This window comes from Hymenobacter sp. B1770, assembly GCF_049896385.1.
Classification (GTDB): domain Bacteria; phylum Bacteroidota; class Bacteroidia; order Cytophagales; family Hymenobacteraceae; genus Hymenobacter.
In genome coordinates this window covers 129,070-154,426 of record NZ_JAFCUF010000008.1, presented here as the reverse complement: position 1 = coordinate 154,426, position 25,357 = coordinate 129,070, and the positions used below count along the sequence as shown (strand labels likewise).

General features: G+C 58.6%; 17 protein-coding genes. 2 read left to right on the top strand and 15 right to left on the bottom strand.

All coding sequences use genetic code 11. From position 1 onward, the window contains the following. Nucleotides 1-26: 26 nt before the first annotated feature. The 7 genes from ACP7AJ_RS16715 to ACP7AJ_RS16685 all read right to left on the bottom strand — a co-directional run bounded on the left by ACP7AJ_RS16715 (nucleotide 27) and on the right by ACP7AJ_RS16685 (nucleotide 12,040). A complete protein-coding gene (locus tag ACP7AJ_RS16715) occupies nucleotides 27-1,589 on the bottom strand; it encodes a DUF4139 domain-containing protein (RefSeq protein WP_426061330.1) in 1,563 nt (520 codons plus the stop codon). Nucleotides 1,590-1,723: 134 nt separating this feature from the next. Then, a complete protein-coding gene (locus tag ACP7AJ_RS16710; RefSeq protein ID WP_426061329.1) occupies nucleotides 1,724-4,063 on the bottom strand; it encodes a TonB-dependent receptor in 2,340 nt (779 codons plus the stop codon). A 498-nt stretch (nucleotides 4,064-4,561) separates the two neighbouring features. Beyond that, on the bottom strand, nucleotides 4,562-4,951 hold the full coding sequence (locus ACP7AJ_RS16705; protein ID WP_426061328.1) for a hypothetical protein: 390 nt from the start codon (nucleotides 4,949-4,951) through the stop codon (nucleotides 4,562-4,564). A gap of 198 nt (nucleotides 4,952-5,149) precedes the next feature. Next, nucleotides 5,150-5,848, bottom strand: a complete 699-nt coding sequence (locus ACP7AJ_RS16700; protein ID WP_426061327.1) for a HupE/UreJ family protein — start codon at nucleotides 5,846-5,848, stop codon at nucleotides 5,150-5,152. Further along, entirely contained in the window at nucleotides 5,848-7,113 is a 1,266-nt protein-coding gene (locus ACP7AJ_RS16695; RefSeq protein ID WP_426061326.1) for a tetratricopeptide repeat protein, read from the bottom strand. The genes ACP7AJ_RS16700 and ACP7AJ_RS16695 overlap by 1 nt, the downstream gene beginning before the upstream one ends. Nucleotides 7,114-7,292: 179 nt before the next feature. Beyond that, the gene (locus tag ACP7AJ_RS16690; RefSeq protein ID WP_426061325.1) at nucleotides 7,293-9,452 is read right to left on the bottom strand and encodes a DUF4331 family protein; all 2,160 of its coding nucleotides are present in this window, start codon (nucleotides 9,450-9,452) and stop codon (nucleotides 7,293-7,295) included. Between the two features lie 389 nt (nucleotides 9,453-9,841). Further along, nucleotides 9,842-12,040, bottom strand: a complete 2,199-nt coding sequence (locus ACP7AJ_RS16685; protein ID WP_426061324.1) for a DUF4331 domain-containing protein — start codon at nucleotides 12,038-12,040, stop codon at nucleotides 9,842-9,844. A gap of 380 nt (nucleotides 12,041-12,420) precedes the next feature. Between ACP7AJ_RS16685 and hscA the strand changes: the two genes are divergently transcribed. Beyond that, complete coding sequence (gene hscA, locus ACP7AJ_RS16680) at nucleotides 12,421-14,292, top strand: Fe-S protein assembly chaperone HscA (RefSeq protein ID WP_426061323.1); 1,872 nt, start codon at nucleotides 12,421-12,423, stop codon at nucleotides 14,290-14,292. A gap of 49 nt (nucleotides 14,293-14,341) precedes the next feature. Beyond that, the gene (locus ACP7AJ_RS16675) at nucleotides 14,342-15,730 is read left to right on the top strand and encodes an O-antigen ligase family protein (protein ID WP_426061322.1); all 1,389 of its coding nucleotides are present in this window, start codon (nucleotides 14,342-14,344) and stop codon (nucleotides 15,728-15,730) included. A 549-nt stretch (nucleotides 15,731-16,279) separates the two neighbouring features. On the opposite strand, the gene ACP7AJ_RS16670 is transcribed toward ACP7AJ_RS16675, so the two are convergent. The 8 genes from ACP7AJ_RS16670 to rpsM form a co-directional block, all read right to left on the bottom strand. Beyond that, on the bottom strand, nucleotides 16,280-19,936 hold the full coding sequence (locus ACP7AJ_RS16670; protein WP_426061321.1) for a CARDB domain-containing protein: 3,657 nt from the start codon (nucleotides 19,934-19,936) through the stop codon (nucleotides 16,280-16,282). A 105-nt stretch (nucleotides 19,937-20,041) separates the two neighbouring features. Continuing rightward, complete coding sequence (locus ACP7AJ_RS16665; RefSeq protein WP_234795137.1) at nucleotides 20,042-20,290, bottom strand: FtsB family cell division protein; 249 nt, start codon at nucleotides 20,288-20,290, stop codon at nucleotides 20,042-20,044. 140 nt (nucleotides 20,291-20,430) lie between these two features. Beyond that, a complete protein-coding gene (gene eno, locus ACP7AJ_RS16660; protein WP_426061320.1) occupies nucleotides 20,431-21,702 on the bottom strand; it encodes a phosphopyruvate hydratase in 1,272 nt (423 codons plus the stop codon). Nucleotides 21,703-21,911: 209 nt separating this feature from the next. After that, nucleotides 21,912-22,511, bottom strand: a complete 600-nt coding sequence (rplQ, locus tag ACP7AJ_RS16655) for a 50S ribosomal protein L17 (protein WP_426061319.1) — start codon at nucleotides 22,509-22,511, stop codon at nucleotides 21,912-21,914. Nucleotides 22,512-22,691: 180 nt separating this feature from the next. After that, nucleotides 22,692-23,681: a DNA-directed RNA polymerase subunit alpha gene (locus tag ACP7AJ_RS16650; protein ID WP_092677104.1), complete on the bottom strand. Its 990-nt coding sequence runs from the start codon at nucleotides 23,679-23,681 to the stop codon at nucleotides 22,692-22,694. A 90-nt stretch (nucleotides 23,682-23,771) separates the two neighbouring features. Next, the gene (rpsD, locus tag ACP7AJ_RS16645) at nucleotides 23,772-24,377 is read right to left on the bottom strand and encodes a 30S ribosomal protein S4 (protein WP_426061318.1); all 606 of its coding nucleotides are present in this window, start codon (nucleotides 24,375-24,377) and stop codon (nucleotides 23,772-23,774) included. 26 nt (nucleotides 24,378-24,403) lie between these two features. Then, nucleotides 24,404-24,796: a 30S ribosomal protein S11 gene (gene rpsK, locus ACP7AJ_RS16640; RefSeq protein ID WP_035567868.1), complete on the bottom strand. Its 393-nt coding sequence runs from the start codon at nucleotides 24,794-24,796 to the stop codon at nucleotides 24,404-24,406. Between the two features lie 88 nt (nucleotides 24,797-24,884). Then, entirely contained in the window at nucleotides 24,885-25,262 is a 378-nt protein-coding gene (rpsM, locus tag ACP7AJ_RS16635; protein WP_070727294.1) for a 30S ribosomal protein S13, read from the bottom strand. Nucleotides 25,263-25,357 lie beyond the last annotated feature (95 nt).

Below are 25,357 nucleotides of genomic sequence, written 5' to 3'. Positions count from 1 at the left end.
CGTTTCTGCAACAGCAGAAAGGCTTACTACCTGAATTTGGGGTTGGATATCCGGACCTGATGGTTGATGATTTCCACCTTTTTATCCTTTGGATAATCGACCTGGAAGCTAAAGCGCAACCGCTGGCTGGCGCCAGAAGGCAAGGTTAACAACCAAGTCAGCTTGCCTGAACGCGCATCGAGCTGGGCGCCGCTGGTTTCGAGCACTTTCACGCTGATTTCCTTTTCCTCGGACACCGGCACTTGGTCTAGCAGGCGGAGGCGCACGGTTTCGGGGTGGCGGTTGCGCACGTTGAGCTCGTAGGTGAGGCGCACGCGGCGCTTGTCGCTGAGGGGCACGTTGCCGCTAATGTCTTCGAGTTTGGCCCGCCCCACCACCAGTTGCTCGTCATGGCCCAAGGCCACTTCCAACGAGTCGTTAAATGCACGGTCGTTCAGTTCCGTGTTGCCCACGTACGTGCCTTGGTGGAATACTTTGGCCCGGTCGGGCAACTGAAGCCCTTCCCAGCCCGATACTTTGGATTGCAGAAACACTCGTTCCGACACTCGCGGCACGGCCAGGTACTCGGGCCGGCCTGCCAGCTTCACCGCAGGCAGCGTAAGTTCCCGCCGGGCCCCGGTGGCCAGTGTTACCAGCTCCGGCACCTCGTAGCGGGTTCCCTGCGACGTTTCAATTGGGCGGCCCTTGGCCGTACCCTTCACCACAAACTCGTCGATGCGGCCCTCGCCGATGTGGTCACCACCGTCAAAGTCCAGCTCCCAGGGCGTGAGGTCTGGGCGCGAGATGTCGGCGCCCTGCGCGTAGCGCATCAGCACGAGGCGCACCTGCTGCCATGGCAGCCCGCTGCTGTTGCGCAACAGCCCATGCGTCACGAACTCCACCTCCCGGCCCGTGGCGTTGGCCCGAATGTCGAGCTTCGGAAACCACGGCATGCGGCTGCCGACGAAGTAGCGCACGACGAGCGGCACTATTACGGCGCGGGGGGCACGCACCAGCAGCACCTGCCAGCTCCCTAGGCTGGTTTCGTTGGCGCGCGGGCGGAGCTGGCTAGTTTGCGTGTTCAGGGCTTGCTGCCGGGCTTTGAGTCGGTCCGTTTCCTGCTGAATGGCTGGCAGGCGGGCACGCATCAGGCTACTGCCCCTCTGGAGTTCGGCGCTCCAGTTGGCCTGGTTGCCCGAGGGTAGGGTTTGGTTGGCCAGCAGAAAGGCTTTTTCCTGCTGCAACCCCTGCAACTCGCCCTCGATGGTGCGCAGCTCGGCTTCGGCCCGGGTCAGGCTGTCGGCGGCGGTTTTGTTGAGGAGCGTGGGGGTCGGGGCCGCATCATCGTCGTCACTCACGGAAAGCAGTTCGGCTGCATCGCCAAGGCGCACTTCCAGCGTCTGGGCGTCCATGCGGGGCGCTAGGTTGCCTACCACCAAGCGATTTAGGCCAGCGGCCAGGGTTACCTGGCCCTGGTGTTCCAGGGCCGTGCCGTTCAGGTAGACCGTTACGTTGGTGAGGCGAGGCTTAATGGTTTGCGCAGGCGTTTGGGCCGCGCTGCCCCAGGCAACAAGCAAGCACGGCAGAAGCGCGAGTAATCGTTTGAACATAAAAGGGGCCAATGGCAAGAGGCATTGGCAGGACGAAGTTGCACAACTTTACGCCCCAGAGGCGCGAGCCTCCCTCCTATTAAGTTCTGAATTGCCAAAACATTACTTTTCACGTCGCTGATGCAGGTATCCTTTTAGAAAAACACACTGGCATTTATCTTGAAGAAAAACGGTGTGCCGGGCGTGAAGTGCAGCTGCTCAATCACGGGGGAGGTCTGGTCGCGCAGACGGCTGGGGTTGGCAAACTGGGCTTCGTTCCAGTCCACGTTCAGCAGGTTTTCGGCCGTGACCCCTATCTGGAAGCGCGGTTGGGTGTAACTCAGCACGCCATCGAGCAGGAAATAGCCGCGGGCGCGGATGGAGTTGTCTTCGTTGGCCGGACGGCTGTCGATGTTGCGGTAGCGCAGGCTGGCGCCGAAACCCTGGGGTGTTTTGACCGTGAGGCCGCCCACGCTGGTGAAGCGCGGCGCCAGCGGAATGTAGTTTTCGCCCTCAGCCGCACCCACTAGGCGGCCGTGGTTGTAGTTCAGGTCCACATCGGCAAACAAGGAGCGGGTGAGCTGGTAGCGCACCGAGAGGTCGGCGCCATAGCGACGGGTGCGGCCGGCGCTTTCCACAATGGCCTCGTCGCCCACGTACACTAGCTCATCCTGCAGGTGCAGAGACCAGAGGGCCGCGTTCACTACCACGCCGGGCATGGGCTTGAACGTGCTGCCTGCCTCGTAGCCCAGGGCGCGAGGCAGCACGTTGTCGTTTGCGGTGCCGCGCACCACGCCGCGGGCATCATTGGAATGAAAGCCGTAGCCGGAGCGCACAAACAGCTGCACGGCCGGCATCAGCTGGTAGTACAAGTTCAGCTTCGGAGACACCAGCGCGCGGGTTTTGCGACCGTTTAAGGCTTTCAGGTCGCCGTCATCGTTGGTGATGATGCCCCGGAAATCGAACACGAACACGTCGGCGCGCACGGCAGCGTTTAGCGTGAGGCGGTCGGTTAGGGTCAGGGTTTCGTCGAGGTAGGCGTTGATGTTTTGCTCGTAGACTGTGCCGGCCATGATGGTGTCGGTGATGGCGCGGCGCACGGCCCGGCGCAGGGTCACGTCCGCGTCGTCGATGCGGGTGCCCAGGCCGAAAGTGGTGTGCAGGTTGCGGGCCCCGAGACGGTCGTCGCGGTCGTAAGTGCCGGTGTAGCCGTAGATGTTACGGGCATCGGCCTGGTTGATTTCGTCGCCGTCTTCCTCGTTTTCCAGGAAGAAAGTAAAGTTTGAGAACAGGTTGAAGTTATAGTTGGAGTAGTAGAGCTGCTGGCGAATCACAGCGTCGCCGGGCAGGCCCGTGGTGAGTACCACCGAGGCGTTGGTGCGGTCGGTGTTGCCACCCTCGGTGGGGTCGATGCTGCCGAAGCGCGAGATGATGCCGTCGCGCACGGCGCTTTCCGGTATCTGGCCGCTGGCGTCCCAGCTCGACGTGAAGTGCGAGCCGAGCAGGGTGAGCGAGGTGCGGTCCGACAGCTGGCCGGTGTACTTGGCAATGCCGTTGAAGCGCCGGAAATCCTGCGGCTGGTCGAAGTAGGCGTTGGTGAAGCTATACTCGGCGGCTACGTAGGCGCTTTCCGGCTTTTTGGAGAACAGGTGGCGGTTGTTGTTGCCCAGCAGGTCCAGCATCACCAGCGCCCGGCGTGTGTCGAAGCGGCCTGCCTCCAGCTTTACCTGGCTGGCATCGAGGCGGGTTTTGGTGCTGAACTCGCCCGCCCCGGCCGTAGCAAAATCGCCAAATCGTGCCGTGTAGGGCCCTTTGTACACTTTGAGCTGCTCCACTGTTTCGGGTATCACGAAGTGAAAATCGGCATAGCCCTGGCCGTGAGCGTGGCTCACCATGTTCACAGGCAGGCCATCTACGCTCACGGCGAAGTCGGTGCCGTGGTCAACGTCGAAGCCGCGCAGGAAAATCTGCTCGGCCTTGCCGCCGCCCGCGTGCTGGGCAATGAACAGGCCCGGCACCAGCCGCAGCAGGTCTTGGGCCGAGTTCACGGGCCGCAGCGCTTTGTCGATTTGATTAATGGCGGCCAGGCTTTGGTTGGGGTCGTGCGGCTGGCTCACCATCACCTCCGCCAGGTTGAGGGAGGTGGGCGCTAAGGCGATGTTTACCACGTTGGTTTCGCCCGTCGCCACTGTTACGGCTTGTCCCAGGCCCCGGTAGCCCAGCCCGCCTACCCGCAGCGTGTGGGAGCCCGCTGCCACGCCGCCCAGCCGAAAATGCCCCAATGCATCGGTAGCGGTGCCGCCAGCCTGGCCCTCCAGCCCCACGCTCACCCCCATAAGCGGCTGGCCGGAAAGCGAATCTGCCACAGTGCCTCGCAGCGTACCCATGCCCTGCGCCCAGGCGGCGTGGCGGGGCCAACAAACGGCGAGAAAAAGAAAGCACAAGCCCAACGGCAACACCCGCCAGGCCGGCACAAGCGTAAGAAGTTGTTTCATGAAGAAGTTAGGAATGGGTGCGGTTGCTTCTCAGCAAAGGCCTCGAATGAGGGGATACGCGCCGAGCAAAGTCGACTGCTGCCTGACCGCTGCCCCGTCTCGGATGCAGCGGCCAGGCAACTGACGCGCGATTAGAAATTAGCTTTGCTCATGCACATGGCCCGGCATTGGGCCCGGTGCTGCGCCCGCTGCTGAGACGGCCCGGTCCGCTGTCGGTCTGGCGCCGTGCTGAGGGACGGCCGCAGGAGATAGTTGTCTTTGCTTAGCCCAGGGTGGGAAAGGGCGCCGCGGCTCGCCATCGGCAGTTGCACGCGGGAAACAATGCCCACAGCGCCCGCTGCGGGTGAAAATGGTAGTGTCCGGAAATTCATAAAGTCGGGGAAATGCCCCGGCAGCTGGCTTCACGGCGCAGCAGGCCAAGGGCAGTAAATTGGATAAGGTGAAGCGGGCTGAACGCAGACGTTCGCAACCCATGGCCCCGCAGGGCCGGCGCTTTACTTATTCCCGACAGGGTGGCAACTCAATCTGGCCCCGGTAGCCAGTGGGCACGGCGGCTTGGCAGGCCCCTAGCCAGACCTCAGCATAGTGCCAAGCGGGCATGGCAAACGCCAACGGCAGCTGCGGCAGGCAATGCGTATCGAGGCCTTTGAGGGTGGACAGCAGCACTTGCAGCGGCAGGGGCTCGCCGTTTTTCTTTACCACATACTGCACGCCGTTGCAGTCGTCGAAGCAGCCAATGCGCAGGGTGTTTTGCAGCTGGCAGTCGTGGCTGTGCTCGTAAGCGAAAGGACGGTCAATAACCCGGGCCGGGCGCTCCACAAGGCCGGCCCCAACCACCAACAGGTAGTTGAGCAGCAGCAGCAGCGTGAGGTACGAGCGGAGAGCCACGGAAGAAGTACAATAGTTGTCTGGCGCTATCTACGGCGCGCAGGGCGAATTGGATGCCCAGATTACGGCCTTAAACAGCAGGGAACAAATAATTTAGGGCAACTCAGCGAAATGCGCTGAATGAGACTGCCTTTCAGGCTTAAAAACCCTGACACCCGCCTCCAATGCCCTTTCGTTTTGGCCTGGTGGGTGGAGCGGTCAAGAAAAAAAGACGCGCTCTACGGTCCAGTACGCGGCCACCAAACCGATGACGACCGACACCGGCACCACCACGCGCTGCTTGTACCAGGTTTTGTTCGCCGCCCAGCGCCCCACCAGCGCCCAGGCCAGCAATATCACCGTGACCTGGCCCAACTCCACTCCCACATTGAACGAAATGAGCGAGCCAAAGTAGTCCTTCTCCGGCAGGCCCAGCCCGGTGAGCGCGCTGGCGAAGCCCATGCCATGCACCAACCCAAACCCGAACACAATGGCCACCCGCCACGGGTTTAGCCGGTTGGTAATCAGGTTCTCGATGGCCACGAACAGAATCGACAAAGCAATAATGGGCTCAATGACCTCCGAAGGAGGCTGAATCAGCCCGTACATGGCCAGCCCCAGCGTGATGGAGTGCGCCACCGTGAAGGCCGTGGCCTGCAGCAGCACCGGCTTCAGGCGCGGCTCCAGAATGTAGAGGCTCAGAATGAAGAGAATGTGGTCGAGCCCGAGCGGAATGATGTGGGTGAAGCCCAGTTGCAGGTAAGTCCAGAAAATCTCGGTGCGCGAGAGCTTGCTCAGGTCGGTGTTGAGCACATGGGCCGCGGCCGGCTGCGCCAGTAGCACCAGCAGCGCCACCGCCGGCCAGCTGCGGCGCAACACTTTTCCAGCCCAGGCGGCTTGGCCAACAGTTGTGCTCATCAGCGGGATGCCAGCAGTGCTTTGCCTTCGGCTTCGACCTCGGAGTTGAGATAGGGCGCGGTTTTCAGCGAGTTTTCAATCAGCTTCTGGCCCTCGGCCGCTTTGCCTACTTTAGTCAGAATGAGACCAGCGCGGCACAGCAGCACCGGGTTTTTCGAGCCGGTGCGGCGCGCCACCTGCATGTACTTATGAGCGTTGGCGTAGTCGCCACGCTTGTAGAGCACCCAGGCCATGGTTTCGTTCACGTCGATATTGTCGGGGCGGCGCTCGTACTCAATTTTGGCGTGCTCCAGGGCCTTGTCCAGCTCGTTGGTTTTGAGGTAGGCATAGGCCAGCTCGCGGTCGGCGTAGTGGCCCATTTGCTCGTTTTCGTCGGCTTCTTTCGCAGCTCCGGCTAGCATGGCAATGGATTCCCGGGCCATTTTATCGGCCTCGGCGGGCTGGCCGTTGAGGCGGTATAGGTCCGTCAGCTCGTCGCTGAAAGCGTAGTCCTTCACCATGGCGCGCGCCTGCTGATAATTTTTGATGGCGGTGGCGTAGTCCTTTTTGGCGGCGGCCATTCGGCCCAGGCCAGCCAGCGCGTAGGCATAACCGGGGCGGGCCGCCAGCGCCATCAGGAAGCTGTTGCGGGCGCGGGCGGTGTCGCCGCTCACTTCGTAGAGGTGGCCCAGTGCCACGCGGGTCCACTCGGTTTGCTCCAGGCCGATGACGCCCGCCTTCACGGCGTAGTCCATGGCCTCAATGGCTCCGGGTACGTCGCCGTGAATCTCCCGCAGGTAGCTCACGCGGGCGTAAGCAGCCAGGTCGGGGCGCAGCTCATTCATTTTGTCCGCCATTTTCACGGCCTCCTCGTAGTGGCCCATTTCCACGTTGGCGTCGGTCAGCAAACCGTACACAAAACCACTTCTGGGATTTAATTTATGGGCCTGCTGGGCCAGGCCAAGGCCTTGCGCAAAGTGGTGCTGGGTAAGGCTGAGTGAGGCCTTGCAGCACAGGGCCTCGAAGTTCTCGGGCTCGGCCTTCAGCACGTCCTCCACCAGCTGCATGGCGGCACCGTCGTAATACGGGTGGTCGCCGGTCACGCGGGCTTCCTGCATGTAGGCCTGGGCCAGCAGCAGACGGCTTTTCTGGTCGTTGGGGTCGGTCCGCAGTTTGGCCTGAAGGTCCTGAATAGCCGCCTTGGTGTTCAGCCACTCCTTGCCAACCGATAAGTCGCTGTGACGCTCTTTCAGGCCGGGCATGCGGGGCGCCGGTTTTTTAAACATGTAAATGGCCACCGCAAGCAGGCCAAATACGAGCAATAAGCTTGGGTACAAGTATTTTTTCAAAGCAGCAAGGACTAGACTAAGGTAAGGATGAGGCCTTCTTGTGTAAGATACGAAAAAAAGCCGCCGCCGGTCCACGTTGCACCCACGACGGCTTTTTATCAAGTGCTTAAGTTAATTTATTGCCGTTGCAGGCGCACCGACTGCACTACCGTCGAGCCATTGTAGAGGGTGGCAATGTACTGGCCAGGGGCAACGTCGCGGCCCGGCTGCCACGCTACTTCGTTGGCTCCGCTGGCAAAGGTTTTGTCTTTGGCAATGGTCGCCACCTTGCGGCCCGTCAGGTCGCTGATGACGATGCTCATGGTGCCGCGGGCAGGCAACTCAAAGCGCAGCGTGGTCCGGTCAACAAAGGGGTTCGGGTAGGCCTGGGCCACCGTCAGGTTAGCCGCCAGGCCGAGGCCGGCCGAACGCTGCGACAAAGCCGTGCGCTGGGCGTTGGTACCGCTCCAGGGCGTCTGGGCGTAGGGGAATGCCGCCCGCAAAGTGGTGTCGTTGGCCGTGATGCCGGCGTTGAAGGCCAGCACCCGACCCAGCTGTGCCGTTACGGGGTTGGTGGTAGCGGGGGTAAAGTCGTCGTACCACAGGCCGATGGCGGCCAGTACCACGCCACCCACGGCTTGCAGTTCAATGCGGGTCACGTCATCCTCCAGGCGGCGGCCGTTAGGGAAGCCGTCCATGTTCGGGATGTTCTCAACGGTAGTAGTGGTGTTGTAGCGCGGGTCGGTTAGGCCCAGCACGGCAGCGGCCAGCAGGCCCTCCGAGCTGAAGTCAACCGAGTTGCGGGGCGTGGGGGGCACGGCCATGTTTAGGCGCAGCATGTCGCCGCCGGGGTTGCTGGCGACGCCGCCTACCAGCAGGAAGTTGTTGATGAAAGGCTTGCCGGCAGCCAGCGGATTGCCGTTTTTGCCGGTGGCCAGCTGGTACGGAATCAGGTTTGGCACGCCCGTATGGAAAATGGGCAGCAGGTCAACCGAACGGGGCTTGCCCGCCCGCAGCAGGTAGGGACCGAAGGCGTTGGGCGCCAGCGCCGTGCCGTTTAGCAGGGCATTTCCGGCCAGGCCACTCAGGCCGTTGGCGCCGTTGCGGAAGTCAAATCCGGGGAAGGTAGAACCACCAAGCAATGTTTGGCCAGCCAGCGACTTGGTTTGAATGCGCAGCGGCCCGAGGCCGGGCACAGCTTCGCCGTAGTAGGTTTGGCCAGCGGGCTTGGGCGCGGCGGGTGCCACAGGCGTATTGTCGGCCATGTACAGGCCTAGTTCGGGGTTCGACAGGTAGTCGTCGGTGGTAGCGGCTTCGGCGTAGGGGGTGCGGGCGTTCCAGCCGTCCTTGGCGCCAATGGGGTTAATTACTTCGTTGGTAAGCGGCATGCCCAGGCGCGACACCTGCACAAAGTTGCCGGTATGGGCCTGAGTGCCGTCTACGTTCAGAGTCCGGATGGCGGGGCGGCTGGCCGAAGCCCACACGCCGATGATGTAGTCAGAGTCTAGGATGTTGGTAGTGGCTGACAAAGCCGGCGCGCTGGCTTTCTTCAGCACCGACACCGGAATTTGCAAGGCTATGGCGTGGGTGTTTTTGCGGGCCACAGCGTCGCGGGCGGCACCGGGTGCGCGCACGCCGCCCAGGTCGAATATGCCGCCCAGGTCCACGAAGAACGGGTCATCGGTAGGGCCACAGAAAATTTTGGTGCCGTCAGCCAGCGTCTGGATGGCGCCGGTCATCAAAGCCTCATACGTAGTATTGAGTCCGGCCGCACTCGAAATGGAGCGTGGGCCCACGTTGGGCGGCGGCACAATGCCGTTGGTTACGATGGTGGTGAAGGCCCCGCCCGCCATGCTTTTTTCGCAGACGTAGGTGGTCTTGAGGTTTTGCTGGCCCAGCCGAATGTTGAAAAACGTGGTTGGGTCCTGGTTGGTGCGCGAGAACGTGAAGCGGTACGTGATGTCGTCGCCGGCAGTGACCGGGTTGTTCTTCACGTGGATTTCGTAGCGCACGTTCTCGCCGAACGTGTTGTAGTTGGGGCCGCCTTGGGGCAGCTCCAGCGGAATGTAGTTGGCGATGATGGTAACCGAGGCACTGGCGTTGTTGGCCGCCGCATCGGGGCTACGGAAGGCGTAGAGGTCGGTGTTATCGGCCAGCGGGTCGTCGGCAATAAGCGGGGCTTCGCGGTGGCTCGAGGCCTCCAATGCGTTGTGCTGACCACTCCAGGCCAACATCCCTCCTACTGATGTTGCGAGTAGAGCAACGTGAAAAAGAGGACGAGTAAGCAAGTGTTTCATGAAATAAAAATTGGCTTTGGATAAAAGAAAACTCAAACGGCAAAAACCAAGCATCAGCGGCCTAACAGCCAGAAATTGTTGACACTGAGCTCGACTAATGTTGTTGTTATCCTGCCTACGAGTGCCGTGGTTAGTTTGGTTTTAAACTCTGAAATATTATTTTAATAAGATTTATGGACCCTGCTGTCATTTTGCCTAAATCTTTATTTCCATTGAATGAGCTGCCTTTCTCTGCTTCCTGCAATGACCTTATGGGTGCATTTTTAGGTGAAGTCAACTAAAATCTTTGCCGCTTCCCTGCAAACGGTTGGGAATAGCTACCCCAAAAAAAGAAACGCCGGCCAGTCGCGAATCGACTAGCCGGCGGCTCCTATTCGAAGTACGAGCGGTTATTGACGCTCGATGCGTGTGGAAGTGATAATCGTTTTGCCGGTGTACAGCGTCACGTTATAAAGCCCGGGGGCTACGTCGCCATTTGGCTGCCACACCAGCTCATTGGCACCGGCTTTAAAGCTTCTGCCTGCGGCCACGGTTGCTACTTTGCGACCCGTTTTCACGTCCGTAACCACGATGGTCAGCTCAGCTGGGCGGGCCAGTTCGAAGAACAGGGTGGTGCGGTCCACGAAGGGGTTGGGGTAGCCTTGCAATACGGCTACTTTTGGCTGCATACCCAGGCCAACGGCTGGCATAGCGCGGTTTTGAGCGGCTACCATGTCATTCTGAGCGACGTCACCGCCCTCATAACCGCTCCACGGCACTGCCACATAAGGGAATACTGTTCTGAAAGCCTTGTCGTTTTTCTCCACGTTGGTCGTGAAGTTCAACACACTTAGCAGCTGTGGGGTGAGTGGGCTAGGGCTAGAGCCCACCATGTAGTCGTCGTACCACAGGCCGATGGCTGCCAGTACAATGCCGCCTACAGCTTGCAGCTCGATGCGGGTCACGTCATCCTCCAGGCGGCGGCCGTTGGGGAAGCCGTCCATGTTTGGAATGAACTGCACGGCCGTGCTGGTGTTGAAGCGGGGGTCAGCCAAGCCCAGAGCAGCGGCGGCCAACAGACCCTCCGAGCTGAAGTCGGGCGAGTTGCGGGGCGTGGGGGGCACGGCCATGTTCAGGCGCAGCATGTCGCCGAACGTGGGCAGGAAGTTGTTGATAAAAGGCTTGCCAGCGGCCAAGGGGTTGCCTTCTTTGCCGGTAGCCAGTTGGTAGGGAGGCAGGTTGGGCACACCCGTGTGAAAGAGGGGCAGCAGGTCAACCGAACGGGGCTTGCCCGGCCGCAGCAGGTACTCGCCAAAACCGCCCTGAGCAAAGGGTGCCAGGGCCGTGCCGTTCAGCACGGGGTTGCCGGCCAGCACGGCCAGGCCGTTGGCACCGTTGCGGAAGTCAAATCCGTTGGGCACAGCGGGCAACAGGCCGGCCAGCGAGCGGGTCTGGATGCGCAGGGGGCTCAGGCCGGGAATGGCTTCGCCAAAATACGTCTGGCCCATAGGTTTGGGAGCCGCGCCGTTCTTCGGCATGTCGTCGGCCACGTACAGGCCGAGCTCGGGGTTCATCAGGTTCTCGTTGAGGCGGAACTGCACCGTGCCCTGGCCCGGCAGCGCCTGCTGGTAGGGGTCGCGCGAATTCCACTCGTCCTTCAAGCCAATGGGGTTAATTACCTCGTTGGTGAGGGGCATGCCCAAGCGCGAAACCTGCACAAAATCGCCGCGATGAATTTCAGCTCCATTCTGCGCAATGGTGCGCAGAGAACGGCGGTTGGCCGATGCCCATACGCCGATGATGTAGTTGGAATCCAGAATATTCGTGGCCGAGGTCAGGGCGCCAACACCGGGCTTGGTCAGCAAGCGAACCGGAATTTTCATGGCGATGGTGTGCGTGTTGAAGCGCGCCAACCCGTCGCGGGCCTCGCCGCGGGGCCGCACGTGGCCCAAGTCAAAGATGGCTCCGATATCCGTAAAGAACGGGTCGTCAATCTGTCCGCAAAACACCTGCATGCCGCTTTGTGTGCGCCGGATGCGGCTTTGCATATAGGCTTCGTAGCCTTCCGTCCGGTTCAATCCCACGGGCGTCTCAATGGAGCGGGGCCCGATGTTGGGCGCTGGTACCGGCTCGAAACCGAAAATCTGCGTCGTCCTACCGTTCCGGATTTCGTCCAGGGCGTAGTAAGTCTTCAGGTTCTCTTTGCCCAGTCGCACCCGGAAGAACGTCGAGGGGTCTTCGTTGAAGCGCTTGAAGGTAAACCGGTACGTAATGTCATCACCTCGGGTGTCTGCTTGGTTTTTGACGTGGATATCGTACTGGATGTTCTCGCCGAACGTGTAGTAGGTTGGCCCGCCCTGAGGCAACTCAAACGGAATGTAGTTGGCAATGATAGTAACCGAGGCATTGGCGTCGTTGGCGGGCGCATCCGGGCTGCGGAAGGCATACACGTCGGTATTGTCAACCAAGGGGTCATCGGCGACAAGGGGAGCTTCGCGGTGGCTCGAAGCCTCCAAATTGTTGTGCTGGCCAGTCCAGGCCAACATTCCCCCTACCGATGTTGCTAGCAGCGCAACCTGGAAAAGGGGACGGGTAAGCAAGTGTTTCATAGAAATGGTTTTAGGTGAAAAATTTGAATAAATAGGTAAAAATGAATGAAAATGCGCCTAGAAGCGTATAGCCAAACCGTGCGCTTCTCGCCTCAAAAAAGCTCAGTGGAAAGCACTTACGGTCGACGTTATTTCAGTCTTTAGTCGCTACCCATCTACGGACAGCTTGTATACTTTGGACTTACCTTGCGTAATTATTATTGTCATAAAATTTTGTCTTTTTATGCAATTATGATTTTTCTATTGCGTTAGTTTTTCTGTGCTCCATCTTTTTCCTGCCACGGGCGTTTATAAGCTACTTTTGCGTTGCCTGTTCCAGGGCTTTTTTGTGTTTTTTTTATTATTTTTTAAGTCCGCGAATTCGTTGGCTTTGTGCATTTATGGCTACTGTCGCTATCAACCTTGCCACTGGCACGTTTCAGCAAGAAGAAATTATTGTCGGCATCGACCTCGGCACCACAAATAGCCTTGTGGCTTACGTGCACCCCGACAGCCGTCAGCCCGTGGCCATCAACGACCAAGGGCGCGGCAGCATCGTGCCCTCCGTGGTGCACTTCCCCGCCGACGGTGCCGAGCCCGTGGTAGGCAACGAAGCCCGCGAATTTCTCCTCACCGCCCCGCAGCGCACCATCTACTCGGTGAAGCGCCTGCTGGGCAAAAGCTACCGCGACCTGGGCAACCACGCAGACCAGCTCGGCTACAAAGTCATCGACGACAATTCCGAGGGCTTGGTGAAAATCCGGGTCGAAGACCGGTTCTTCTCGCCCATCGAGCTATCGGCCGACATTCTCAAGGAACTGCGGGCCCGCGCCGAGCACGCCCTCAAAACGCCCGTCAACCGCGCTGTTATAACGGTGCCGGCTTATTTCAACGATTCGCAGCGTCAAGCCACCCGCGACGCCGGCCGCCTCGCCGGCCTCGAAGTGCTGCGCATCGTGAACGAACCCACGGCTGCGGCCCTGGCCTATGGCATCGGCCTCGACCCCAGCGACGAGAAAACCGTGGCAGTGTACGACCTCGGCGGCGGCACCTTCGACATCAGCATCCTGCGCATTCAGCAAGGCATCTTTGAAGTGCTGAGCACCAACGGTGACACTTACCTGGGCGGCGACGACCTGGACCGCGCCGTGGCCGAGCACTGGACCAGCGCGTTCCAGCTCTCCCCTGCCTTTCACTCCGACCCGCACCTGCAACAGCAGCTGCGCCTGGCCGCCGAAATGGCCAAGAAATACCTCAGCCAGCACGACGACTTCACCACCCAGCTCACCGACGCTGCCGGGCAGAATACGTCCGTCACGCTCACCCGGGCAGAGTTCAACGACCTCATCCGCCCGCTGGTGGAACGCACCATCACGGCTTGCCGCCAGGCCGTGGCCGATGCCAAGCTAACCACCAAGCTCGACGCTGTGCTCCTGGTGGGCGGTTCTACCCGCGTGCCGTTGGTGTACGATGCCGTTTCCGAGTTCTTCGGCCAGCCGGCCAACAACTCCCTTAACCCAGATGAAGTGGTGGCCCTGGGCGCGGCTATTCAGGCCGACATTCTTGCCGGTAACCGGCGCGACGTGCTGCTGCTGGACGTGACTCCGCTCACACTTGGCATTGAAACGCTGGGCGGCCTGCTCGACCCCATCATTCCGCGCAACTCCAAGATTCCGACCAAGGCCGGACGCCAGTACACCACAAGCGTCGACGGCCAGGTAAATCTAAAAATCGCCGTTTACCAAGGCGAGCGCGACCTCGTGAGCCAAAACCGCAAGCTGGGCGAATTCATCCTGCAGGGAATTCCGGCCATGCCCGCCGGCTTGCCCAAGGTCGATGTCAACTTCCTGCTCAACGCCGACGGCATCCTGAAAGTGGAAGCCATTGAGCTGCGTTCAAACACCCGGCAGCAAGTCGAGATAAAGCCCCAGTACGGCCTGACCGACGAGCAAGTAGAGCAAATGCTGATGGACTCGCTGGTGAACGCCAAAGAAGACGTAGCCGCCCGCTTGCTCATCGAGGCCCGCACCGCCGCCGAGCAGCTGCTGTACCAGGTAGAAAATTTCACCCGAAAAAATCGCCAGCATCTCACCGAGGAGGAGATAAGCGCTACCGCAGCCAAAGTGGAGAGTTTGCGTACTGCCCTAACCAGCCCCGACCGTGACCCCATCCTCAAGGCCATGGACGAATTGGATGAGCTCACCCGTCCCTACGCCGAACGAGTAATGAACATATCAATTCAACAAGCCATGGCAGGCAAAAAAATCGGCTAACGAGTGCCCCTCGTTTACGCCGAATTCTGCCTTGCATTAGCTTTTATGCATGAATCCCTCGCGCTATCGCTCGCTGCTGCTGCTGCTATTTTATCTATCCCTGTTCAGCCTACCCCTGTCGTTTAACTGGGTTGCGGACCGTTGGAACGTGGGCATGATGCTCTTTGCTGAGCCCCTCATGGCCCTGACCGTAGCAGCGGCAGTAGTAGGCGGGCTACTCGGCTGGGTAGCGGTACCGCGCCTCAATCTGCTTGATAAGCTGATAGGCCTGCATTTCGGGGCGCTGCTCCTGGCTACTGTATTTTCAACAGACCCGCTGGTATCTGCCAAATTTTTCATCACGCTGCTGCTCTATGTTTCGTTTGGCTACGGCTTGCCCCGCTTGCTGGTGCCAGTCCGGTCCGAGTGGCTTGCCGCGGTGGGCTCTCTGGCGCTGGGCACGAGCCTGCTGGCTCTTTATGTGCTGGTGCAGCAAGCTATGCAGGGCATTTCCTATCAGCTATCCTACTCCATTGCCGAGCCCTTCCTGCACCACGGTCACACCAACCTCACGGTGATGCTGGAGCCCCTGGTGTTGGCCCTTAATATGGCCTTGATGTATCGCACCCGCACCCAAAGCTTCTGGGTACGGGCGCTCGCGGCGGTGCTCCTGACGGGCGTGCTCATGGTAGTGGCCTTCTCCTATTCGCGCGCTTCGTATGCCTCGCTGCTGGTCCAGGCCATGCTGCTGCTGTTCTATGCGAGTTGGGCAACAGGGCGAAGGTTGCTGCTGCCCTGGGCCGTGGCCGGATTGGTGATTTTGGCGGGCTGGCAAGTACTGGAGGAAGTACACCCACAGGCCTCCAAGCCCTCCGACCCGAAGCTCCTCACCGAGCTCAGCTCCGTGAGCGACTTTTCGCCCGCCAACGAGTCAAATGCCGAACGCAAAAGCCGTTGGCTCTATAGCCTTGAGCTTTTCCAGCAACACCCCGTGCTGGGCATAGGCCCGGGTACCTTCGCCGACCGGTACCTTGAATTTGTCAAAAATTCACCCAATCACCCCACCTACTTCACCACGCTGCGGCGCATGAACGCCCACAATATTTACCTGAGCTGGCTAGTAGAAGCTGGGGGGATGGGCCTGGCCACCGGCTTGCTGCTGCTGGGCTATGTGGTGTGGCGGGTAGTACGCCGGGCTTTCCAATGGCCGGCCCCACTGGGGCAAGTAGCCCTGTCCGTGTATTTATTGTATTTCCTGCTGCACTCCCTTACCCAGGATTTCTGGCAGGAGCCCCGCGTGGTGGTGATTTTCTGGCTGGTGATTGGCTTGCAGCGCTTCTGGGAAGACGGTTATCCTACTAGCGCTTCGGTCTCTGGCCAGCGGGCACGGGCGCGGTCAGGAGTTTGGGCAACGGTCGAGGCCCCGGGCGTAGCCCAAAGCTCAGCACAGCTCGTGTAGCGGTGTCCCGAAATGTCACCTCCAGTATCGCCGGAGGTGGCACTACCCCCGAATCGACAGCAAACGTGAAGGCATAAAACATGCGCGAAGAGTTGCCCGCTCCTAGTCGAACGCCCAGTTTGTAAAGCTCTATTTCCTGGCCCCGCCGCTGCCCGCTTTTCCAAAGTGGCAGCGCGGCTGCTTCGAAGCGTTCCAGGCTTACGGCTCGGCGCACTTCGGGGGCCAACCGTCCGTACGCCGATGTATAATCGGCCCGGAGCACGGCGCGCAAAAATTGCCAGGCCGCCTGCCCCTGCGCGAGCCGGACGGGCTTAGTGAGCAGGGTGGGCAGCGGCTTCGCACTTGCTCCCGTCAGCAGTACCAACAGTGCCAATGTCCAGCCCAGCATTGTCAGGCGCCCCTTTGGCGACGTTGCCTCTTGCAGCCTTTGCCGAAAAACATTTGGTACGTGCATGGTCAAAAGTAAGCGGGGGCGGCCAGCCGAGCGTTGTGCCCGGTCAGCCGCCCCCGCCCCTCGCCTCAAAAGGTTGGCCAGCGCTTGCTGTTGGTTTATTCAATAACGACCCGCCGCGTCACGCTTAGGTTCAGTCCTGTGATGCGCAACGTGTATACACCCGTGGCTAGGTTTTGCGTGGTTACCTCCGCTTGGTTGGCCCGGCCGGCGCTTAGCAGCAGTGGCTGTGTGCGCACCCGCTGCCCTAAGGCGTTATACAGGTCCATAGTGGCTGCACAGGTAGCTCCGGCACCGCCGAGCTTTACGCGCAGGCCGTTGCCCATTGCAACGGGGTTCGGCGCTACCGCCACGGTGTAGCCAGCTGTTTGCTCGCGGCTGGAAAGCAATACGGGAGTCACCGTTACGGCCAAGGCAGCCATGTTATTGGTTTCATCCGACTCGCTAACCACGTTCAGGGGGTCGGCCACAAATAGCACGTAATATACACCGGGAGTGACGTTGCCGGGTACTACGGCCACCAATTGGCGCGCGGCGCTGAGGCCCGTTCCCAGGGCAGCGCCCGCACTGGTGCCCAGGAGGCGGTCGTTTCCATCCAGCACCTGGTTGGTGGAGAGGTAATAGCCGACAGCTGAACTAGTGGCCGGGCCAGCACCGTGATTGGCCACGGTTGCACTCAGCGACAAGCTGCTACCTGCTGGAAGCGTCGACGGCGAAGCGCCAATCTGGGTCAGCAAAAGGTCCGACTGCGGCGCCACGCCACAGCTCACCGTGGCATCAAAGCCCGGCGCACCCACGCTGCCGTCGCTGGTAAACTGCACGGTGAGGGCTCCTTCGACGTTAGTAGCCAGCAGGAGCGGGGGTATTTGGGCGCCTGTGTAGGCACCCAGCAACGGCGCGCTGGTAGTTGTGCCGTCGTAGACACGCACATAATCATACCCCGACTCCAATAGGAACGAGTTAAATACCAGCTGTACCATCCCTCCGGGCGTTGCAGGCCGAATGGTCAGCGAGCCATTAGAGTTATCAGCGTAGTTGCTGTAGCCGCCGTTGTCATAAATAGTAGTCGAGCAGGTAGTGACCGTGGCAGTACCCGTGAAAGGCACAATAGTCCCGGTAAAGGGTCCCAGCACGGTGAGCGACTGCGAAGCCATATTGTTGTTTTCGTTAGTTTCGGCCACCACGTTCTGCGGGTCGACCACAAACAGCACGTAGTAGTTGCCAGCCGCCGTACCCATTGGAACAACCAGGCTGGCTGAGCGGAACGAGCCCTGGCCCGCCAACAGCGCAAAGCCCGTCGCGCTGTTCAGCAACACGTCGCTGGCGTCCCACACCTGGTCAGCAGACAGGTAGTAGCCGACCGAGCTGCTCGATGCAGTGGCATTGCCTGCGTTTTGCACGGTGCAGCCAGCCGAGATGGTAAAGCCCGGCGTGACACTGCCCCCTGAAAGCGCCGGCTGTTGAATCAGCAGGTCGATTCCGGGGGCTATCACGGCCAATGCCTGGAAAGCCACGTTGTTGAATTCATTAGTTTCGGCCACCACGTTTTGCGGGTCGACCACAAACAGCACGTAGTAGTTGCCCGGGGCAGTCCCTGCTGGAATTATCGGGTTATCGTAGCGCGAGAAGTACTGGTTGGCCCCCAGAGTACCGCCCGGGATAGTCTGTAGCAAGACATCGCTCGCGTCCAGCACTTGGTTGGTCGATAAGTAATAGCCGATGGTGCTGCTGGCGGCTGTAGCATTGCCCACGTTATGGATGTAGCAACTCGTGGAAATCCTGTTCCCAGGCACGGCAGAAGCCGTTGAAACATAAGCCTGCGTAATCGTCAGGTCAATGCTAGGCGTCACAACTTGTAGAGCGGCAATAGCCAAGTTGTTGTTTTCATTGGTTTCAAGCACCTGATTGAGGTGGTCGGCTACGAACAGCACGTAGTAAGTACCGATTACCGTGCCCGCCGGCACAGTGAGGTTGGCGTACCGCGACGAGGAATTTCCCGCCGATACGCTGCCATTGGTGCTTCCCAGTAGCACATCGCTGGCATCCAGCACTTGGTTGGTCGACAAATAATACCCTACAGTGGCCACGTTGGCCATGGCGTTGCCTTGGTTATAGAGGTAGCACGACGCCGACGTTACGCCACCGGAGCCTACTGATACCGGGCTTAGGTATGCGCTTTGGATACTCAAGTCAACGCTTGGGGCCTGCACCGTCAGAAAAAGACTGCGTACGTTGTTCGTTTCGTTGATTTCTACTACTGCGTTCTGTGGGTCCGCCACAAACAGCACGTAATAGTTACCCGGTGCGGTGCCCGCCGGCACCACCGGGTACGCCGAACGGTAAGCGCTCTGGTTAGCTCCCAGCCCTCCTCCCATCACCGTGCTCAACAGCACGTCACTGGCATCGAACACTTGGTTAGTGGACAGGTAAAAGCCCACCGTGCTGCTGTTAGCCGTCGTATTGCCTTGGTTGGTAATGGTGGCATTCACCTGCAACGAGTTTCCAGCTACCGTAGAACTGGGGTATAGCTGCTCCTGCTCAATAACCAAGTCTGTACCGGGAGGCGATACCGTGATGCTGACCGCCGAAACGTTGTTGATTTCATTGGTTTCGTTTACCTGATTCTGGTAATCGGCTACAAACAAGATGTAGTAGGTACCCGGCGCCACTCCCGAAGGAATTGCTGCTGTACCAGACCGATACGCAGAATAAGGGGGCGACAACTGCGAGCCATATTGGGAAGTCAGCAGTTGGTCCGATGCATCCAAAGTGGCATTGGTCGAGAAATAGAACCCTACGCTACTGCTGTTGGCCATGGCATTGCCGTGGTTGAGGATGTAGCAAGACATGCTGATGGGGTTACCTGCGGCCGTGTTGAGCGGCGTAACCGCTGCCTGCTGGATAGTCAGGTCGATGCTGGGCGGCGTCACGGTCATGTTTACAGCCACCACGTTGTTGTTCTCATTGCTCTCGCTCACCTGGTTCAGGTAGTCGGCGACAAACAGCACAAAGTAATTGCCTGGTGCCGTGCTGGGAGGCACCGTAAAGTTGCCGTAGCGATACGATGACTGCCCCACGGGCAGGGCTAGCCCCTGCGAGTTGCCTAGCATTTGGTCTGCCGCATCCAGCACCGCATCCTGGGACAAATAATACCCCACCGAACTACTGCTGGCCGTGCTCCCCGATAGGTTATAAATCGAGCAGTTAGACGTAAGGCTTCCACCGGCCACCACGCTCAGCGGCGACAACGATGCGCCCTGTACTGCCAAGTCCGGCAATACCAGCGGCACCGTGGTTACACACTCAATGTTCGCAGCAAAGCCATTCAACTGCACCATCCCGTCCGATGTCAGCCGCACCGTCAGGGCTCCCGAGTTTGAAGTGCCATACACGGTGCCCGGTTGGTTACTGGAGTTGTAGACCCCAATCAGAGGTGCGTTCACATTCGCACCGTCGTAGATGTAAACCGCATCGTACCCGGTTTCCACAGCGAACGAGGTAAACTGTAGCTTGATTTTGTTGCCCGCGGTGGCCGGTGAAATGGTAGTCGAACCATTAGCGTAGGAAGAGTACGGCCCATTGGCCCCGCCATTATCATACAGCGTTCCCGAACAAGCGGTAACGTTGGTGCTTCCCGAAAATGGCAACAGATACGTTTGGGCGTGCAGGCCCCGCGGCGTGGCCACCCCTACGAGTATCAGCAGACTTAGAACCCCAGTAATGAACCGCGAAGCGGCAGGGTAGATGTGCTTCATATAAGCAGTAAAATGGATTTGCAAATAGATAAATATTCAGATGATTAGGGCCCAAAAAAAGTCTTATCCCATTTAAAGAGCAGCTACTCAAGCCCCACTTACTTATTATTCGGCGGTGGCAGGCACTAGCACAAACACGTCCTCGCCAGGGCGTTTCATCAGGTACCGCTCGCGGGCGAACTTCTCCAGCAGCGCTGGTGAGCTCATCAACTCCGCCCGCTCCCGCTTTACCACTTCAATATTGTCGAGATAGTACTGCTTCTCGTTGCGCAGCTCTTTCCATTTCTGGTAAATATCGAACTGCTTGCCTAGGTCGTTGGCGTCAAACACCAGCATCCAGACCAAGAAGCCCATGCCCGTAAGAAAATAAAAGCTGCGAACAACGCGCAGAACAGGGCTAATAAATGAAGGTAATTGCATCAGGGTAAAGGTAATAGAAACGGCCGATTCAGGATGTACTGAATCGGCCGTTTGCGCTATTAATAGCTGAGGAATTACATTTTGCGGCCAGGATAGTAAGCTACTTCGCCTAGTTCCTCCTCTATGCGGAGCAATTGGTTATACTTCGCCATCCGGTCCGAGCGCGAAGCCGAGCCTGTCTTAATCTGGCCGGTGTTCAGGGCCACAGCCAGGTCGGCAATGGTGCTGTCCTCGGTCTCACCCGAGCGGTGGCTCATGATGCTCTTGTAGCCGTTGCGACGACCCAGGTTCATGGCCGCGATGGTCTCCGTGAGAGTACCAATCTGGTTCACCTTGATGAGAATGGCGTTGGCGATGCTCTCGTCGATGCCGCGCTGCAGGCGGTCTACGTTGGTTACAAAAAGGTCGTCGCCCACCAGTTGGATTTTGTGGCCCAAGCTTTCGGTGTGCAGCTTCCAGCCGGCCCAGTCGTCCTCGTCCATGCCGTCCTCGATGCTGATGATGGGGTACTTGCTCACCCAATCAGCCCAGTAATCGGCCATCTGCGAAGACGTCAGCTTGTCGCCCGTACTCTTCTTGAAGTGGTACATGCCATCCGAGTAAAACTCCGATACGGCGGCGTCCATGGCAATCATCACGTCCTCACCGGGGCGGTAGCCAGCCACCTCAATAGCCTGCAGCACCACCTTGATAGCCTCTTCGTTTGATTTAATGTTAGGAGCGAAACCGCCTTCGTCACCTACGTTGGTGCTTAGGCCCTGCTTCTTCAGAACGCCTTTCAGCGTGTGGAAAATCTCTGAGCCCCAGCGCATGGCCTCCGTGAACGAGGATGCACCCACAGGCATAATCATGAACTCCTGGAAGTCAATTGAGTTGTCGGCGTGCGAACCACCGTTCAGGATGTTCATCATCGGCACCGGCATGGTGGAGGCCCCTACCCCGCCCACGTAACGATAGAGCGGCATGTTGGCATCCAGCGCCGCAGCGCGGGCGGCTGCCAGGCTCACGCCCAGAATAGCATTGGCACCCAAGTTGGCTTTGTTAGGCGTGCCGTCCATCTCCAGCATAATCTTGTCAAGCAGCGCTTGCTCGTATACCGAGAAGCCTACCAACTCCTCAGCAATGCGGGAATTAACGTTATCAACGGCCTTGAGTACGCCCTTGCCCATGTATTGGCCATTGTCTTCGTCGCGCATCTCCATTGCCTCGTGCTTGCCCGTACTAGCGCCCGAAGGCACGGCCGCGCGGCCCATCACCCCCGAATCAAGGGTTACATCAACTTCTACCGTGGGATTACCACGGGAATCAAAAATCTGGCGGGCGTGAATCTGCGAAATGAAGCTCATCTTGTCTCGGTTTTAAATCAGTTTACGTTGTCACAAACCTACGCGAATCAGCCGGCATAAGCACGTTTTACTGATAACTCATCAAAACCAAGTTGGGTCACCGCCCCAATCGTTTGCAGCCCTCATCAGCCTAAACACAACGTAGGCCGACAAGAAAAAAGGGACACACCTTACGGCGCGTCCCTTTTAACTCTAGCAGTTAAGCTTAATTAAGCACCAGCCTCGTCAGCCTTAGCTTCATCACGGCTCTCGCCTTCTTTAACGGTTTCCGTAGCCGTATCAGCCGGAGCCGACGTCTCAACTACAGCAGCAGGAGCAACAGCCTCGCTAGTTACTTCGATGGCCGATGTAGCAGCGTCGCCAGCAGCCTTCTTACCACCACGGCTGCGCGAACGACGAGTCGTAGTAGCTTTCTCGGCAGCGGCCGATTTAGCCTCGAGCAGGGTCTCGTTGAAGTCAACCAGCTCAATGATGCACATCTCCGCGTTGTCACCCAGACGGGTATCGCTCAGCTTCAGGATGCGGGTGTAGCCACCGGGACGGGTAGCAATTTTGCTCGAAATGTTGCCGAACAGCTCCTTGATAGATTCTTTGTCCTGCAACGCCGCGAATACCATCCGACGCGAGTGCGTGGTGTCTTCCTTCGACTTGGTCAGCATCGGCTCCACGTACTTGCGCAGGGCTTTGGCTTTGGCAACCGTAGTCGTGATGCGCTTGTGGAGGATGAGCGACGAAGCCATGTTCGACAGCATCGCGTGACGGTGGGCGGTAGTCCGACCCAGGTGGTTGATTTTTCTTCCGTGTCTCATTGGACGTTTGAAAAGATGTGCGCTTGCGGGCGGCGACCACGGCGGGCCTAGGTGGCCTCATTAGAACCGCTGCCCCTTGGGCGCACTGGTAAAAAATAAAAGGTTTATAAAAAACGAATGGCTGAACCATAGGCCGCCGACTGCAACACAGTCAACTTTCCAACGGTTCAGCCATCACGACTAGTCTTCTTCGAGGCGGTACTTGCCCAAGTCCATGCCGAACTCCAGGCCGCGCTCTTCAACCAAGTTCTCCAACTCAGTCAAGCTCTTTTTGCCGAAGTTGCGGAACTTCATCATGTCAGCGATTTCGAGCTGTACCAATTCGCCCATCGTCTTGATGTCGGCAGCCTTGAGGCAGTTCTTGGCGCGTACGCTGAGCTCCATGTCCTCGAGAGGAGTCTTGAGCATCTTGCGCATCTGCATAGTTTCCTCATCAATCGGCTCGTCTTCAGTCACGCGAGGACCTTCGAGGGTCATCGTGTTGTCTGAGAACAGCATGAAGTGCTGAATGAGAATGTTGGCCGCACCTTTCAATGCTTCCTCCGGGTGAATCGAACCGTCGGTTTGAATCTCGATAACGAGCTTCTCGTAGTCGGTTTTCTGCTCCACACGGGTGTTCTCAATGCTGTACTTCACGTTCTTGATAGGCGTGTAGATGGCATCAATAGCAATCTGACCAAAAACCTGGTCAGTCGGCTTGTTCTCATCGGCGGGCACATAGCCACGGCCACGAGCAATAGTCAGCTCAAACTCCAGCTCAGTGCTGGGGTCTAAGTGTGCAATCACGTGGTCGGGGTTCAACACCTCAAAGCCGCTAGCAAACTTGGCAATATCGGCGCCCGAGAAGGTCTCCTGACCTTTCACGCGCACCGTGATTTTATCAGCAATGGCGTCGCTGGTCTTCTTGAACCGGACCATTTTCAGGTTCAGGATGATTTCGGACATGTCCTCAATCACACCTTCGATGGTCGAAAACTCGTGCAACACGCTGTTCGTGCGAACCGACGTGATGGCGAAACCCTCCAGCGACGACAACAGAATGCGACGCAGCGCATTGCCGATGGTGACGCCGTAGCCCTTCTCGAGCGGCTTAAATTCAAACGTCCCGGTGAAGTCGTCGGATTTCTCCATCACCACTTTCTCCGGCATCTGAAAAGCTAAGATTGACATATGTGGGGCGTAAAAAATTTGAAAAAATTAGGTGAAGTATAAGCACAAGTGCGGCCCGGCAATCTGCCGGGCCGCTACCAGTAGCGCTAATTACTTCGAATACAATTCGACGATGAGCTGCTCCGTGATTTTCTCCGGAATCAGCTCGCGGGCCGGGGCGCTGGTGAACTTACCCACCATCTCCTTGCCGTCCCACTCTAACCAGGAGAACTGGCGCGAGTTGCGAACCGACAGGCTCGTGGTGATAGCCTCCAACGACTTCGACTTTTCGCGAACACCCACCACGTCGCCAGCCCGGAGGTGGTACGAAGGAATGTTTACAACTTCGCCGTTAACGGTGATGTGCTTGTGGCCAACCAGTTGGCGAGCAGCGCGACGCGTCGAGGCAATGCCCAAACGGTACACGGTGTTGTCGAGACGGGCTTCCAGCAGGGCAAGCAGGTTGTCACCGGTGATGCCGGGCAACGTAGCTGCTTTGTGGAACAGGTTTTCGAATTGCTTCTCCAACATGCCGTACATGTACTTCACCTTCTGCTTCTCCATCAGCTGAACAGCGTATTCCGACTGCTTCTTGCGACGGCCGCGGCCGTGCTGGCCCGGAGGATAGGCTTTCTTGTTGAGCGCTTTGTCGGGGCCGAAAATCGGCTCGTTGAAGCGACGGGCAATTTTTGAGGTAGGGCCGGTATAACGTGCCATCTTAATCTACTATCTGAAGTTAAAAACTAAACGCGACGACGCTTGGGAGGGCGGCAGCCGTTGTGGGGCAGCGGCGTTACGTCGCGGATGGTGGTCACCTCAATACCCACGTTGCCGAGGGCGCGGATGGCCGACTCACGGCCCGAACCCGGACCTTTAACGAATACTTCGGCTTTGCGCATGCCCAGGTCGTGGGCTACTTTACCGCAGTCGCTCATCGCCATTTGGGCGGCGTAAGGCGTATTTTTCTTTGAACCACGGAAGCCCATTTTGCCAGCCGAAGCCCACGAAATAACTTGACCGTTGTTATTGGTAATGGAGATGATGATGTTGTTGAACGAGGCACGAATGTGTACCTGACCAACCTGCTCCACTACGACAACGCGCTTCTTGGCTTTGTCTTTTCTTTTTTGTGCCATTTGGTTATCGCAAAAAATGCGGGAGGTGTTGGCGCTGGCTGCTGCGGATAATTCATCCGCAGCAGCCAGCGCCGATTCCCGTGTGAGATTATTTGGTTGCCTTCTTTTTGCCGGCTACCGTCTTACGCTTGCCCTTGCGGGTACGCGAGTTGTTCTTGGTGCGCTGACCACGAACTGGTAGACCTTTGCGGTGACGCAAGCCACGGTAGCAACCGATGTCCATCAAACGCTTGATGTTGGTGGTTACTTCCGAGCGCAGAACGCCTTCCGTCTTGTGCTCAGCAGCAATAATGGCACGGATAGCACCCGACTCCTCGTCGGACCAGTCCTTCACCTTCTTGTTGATGTCAACCCCGGCTTTCACCAGAATTTTCTGAGAATTGCTCCGGCCAATGCCGAAGATGTAAGTCAGGGCGATTTCGCCGCGCTTGTTGTCCGGGATATCTACCCCTGCGATACGAGCCATTTTGTGTGGTTAAGTGTTTGCGGACAGAAGCCCGGCAGCTACTTGGAAGGCGGTAAGCATACTTACCAGTACCCAAGGCTCCGGGATTCTAAAAA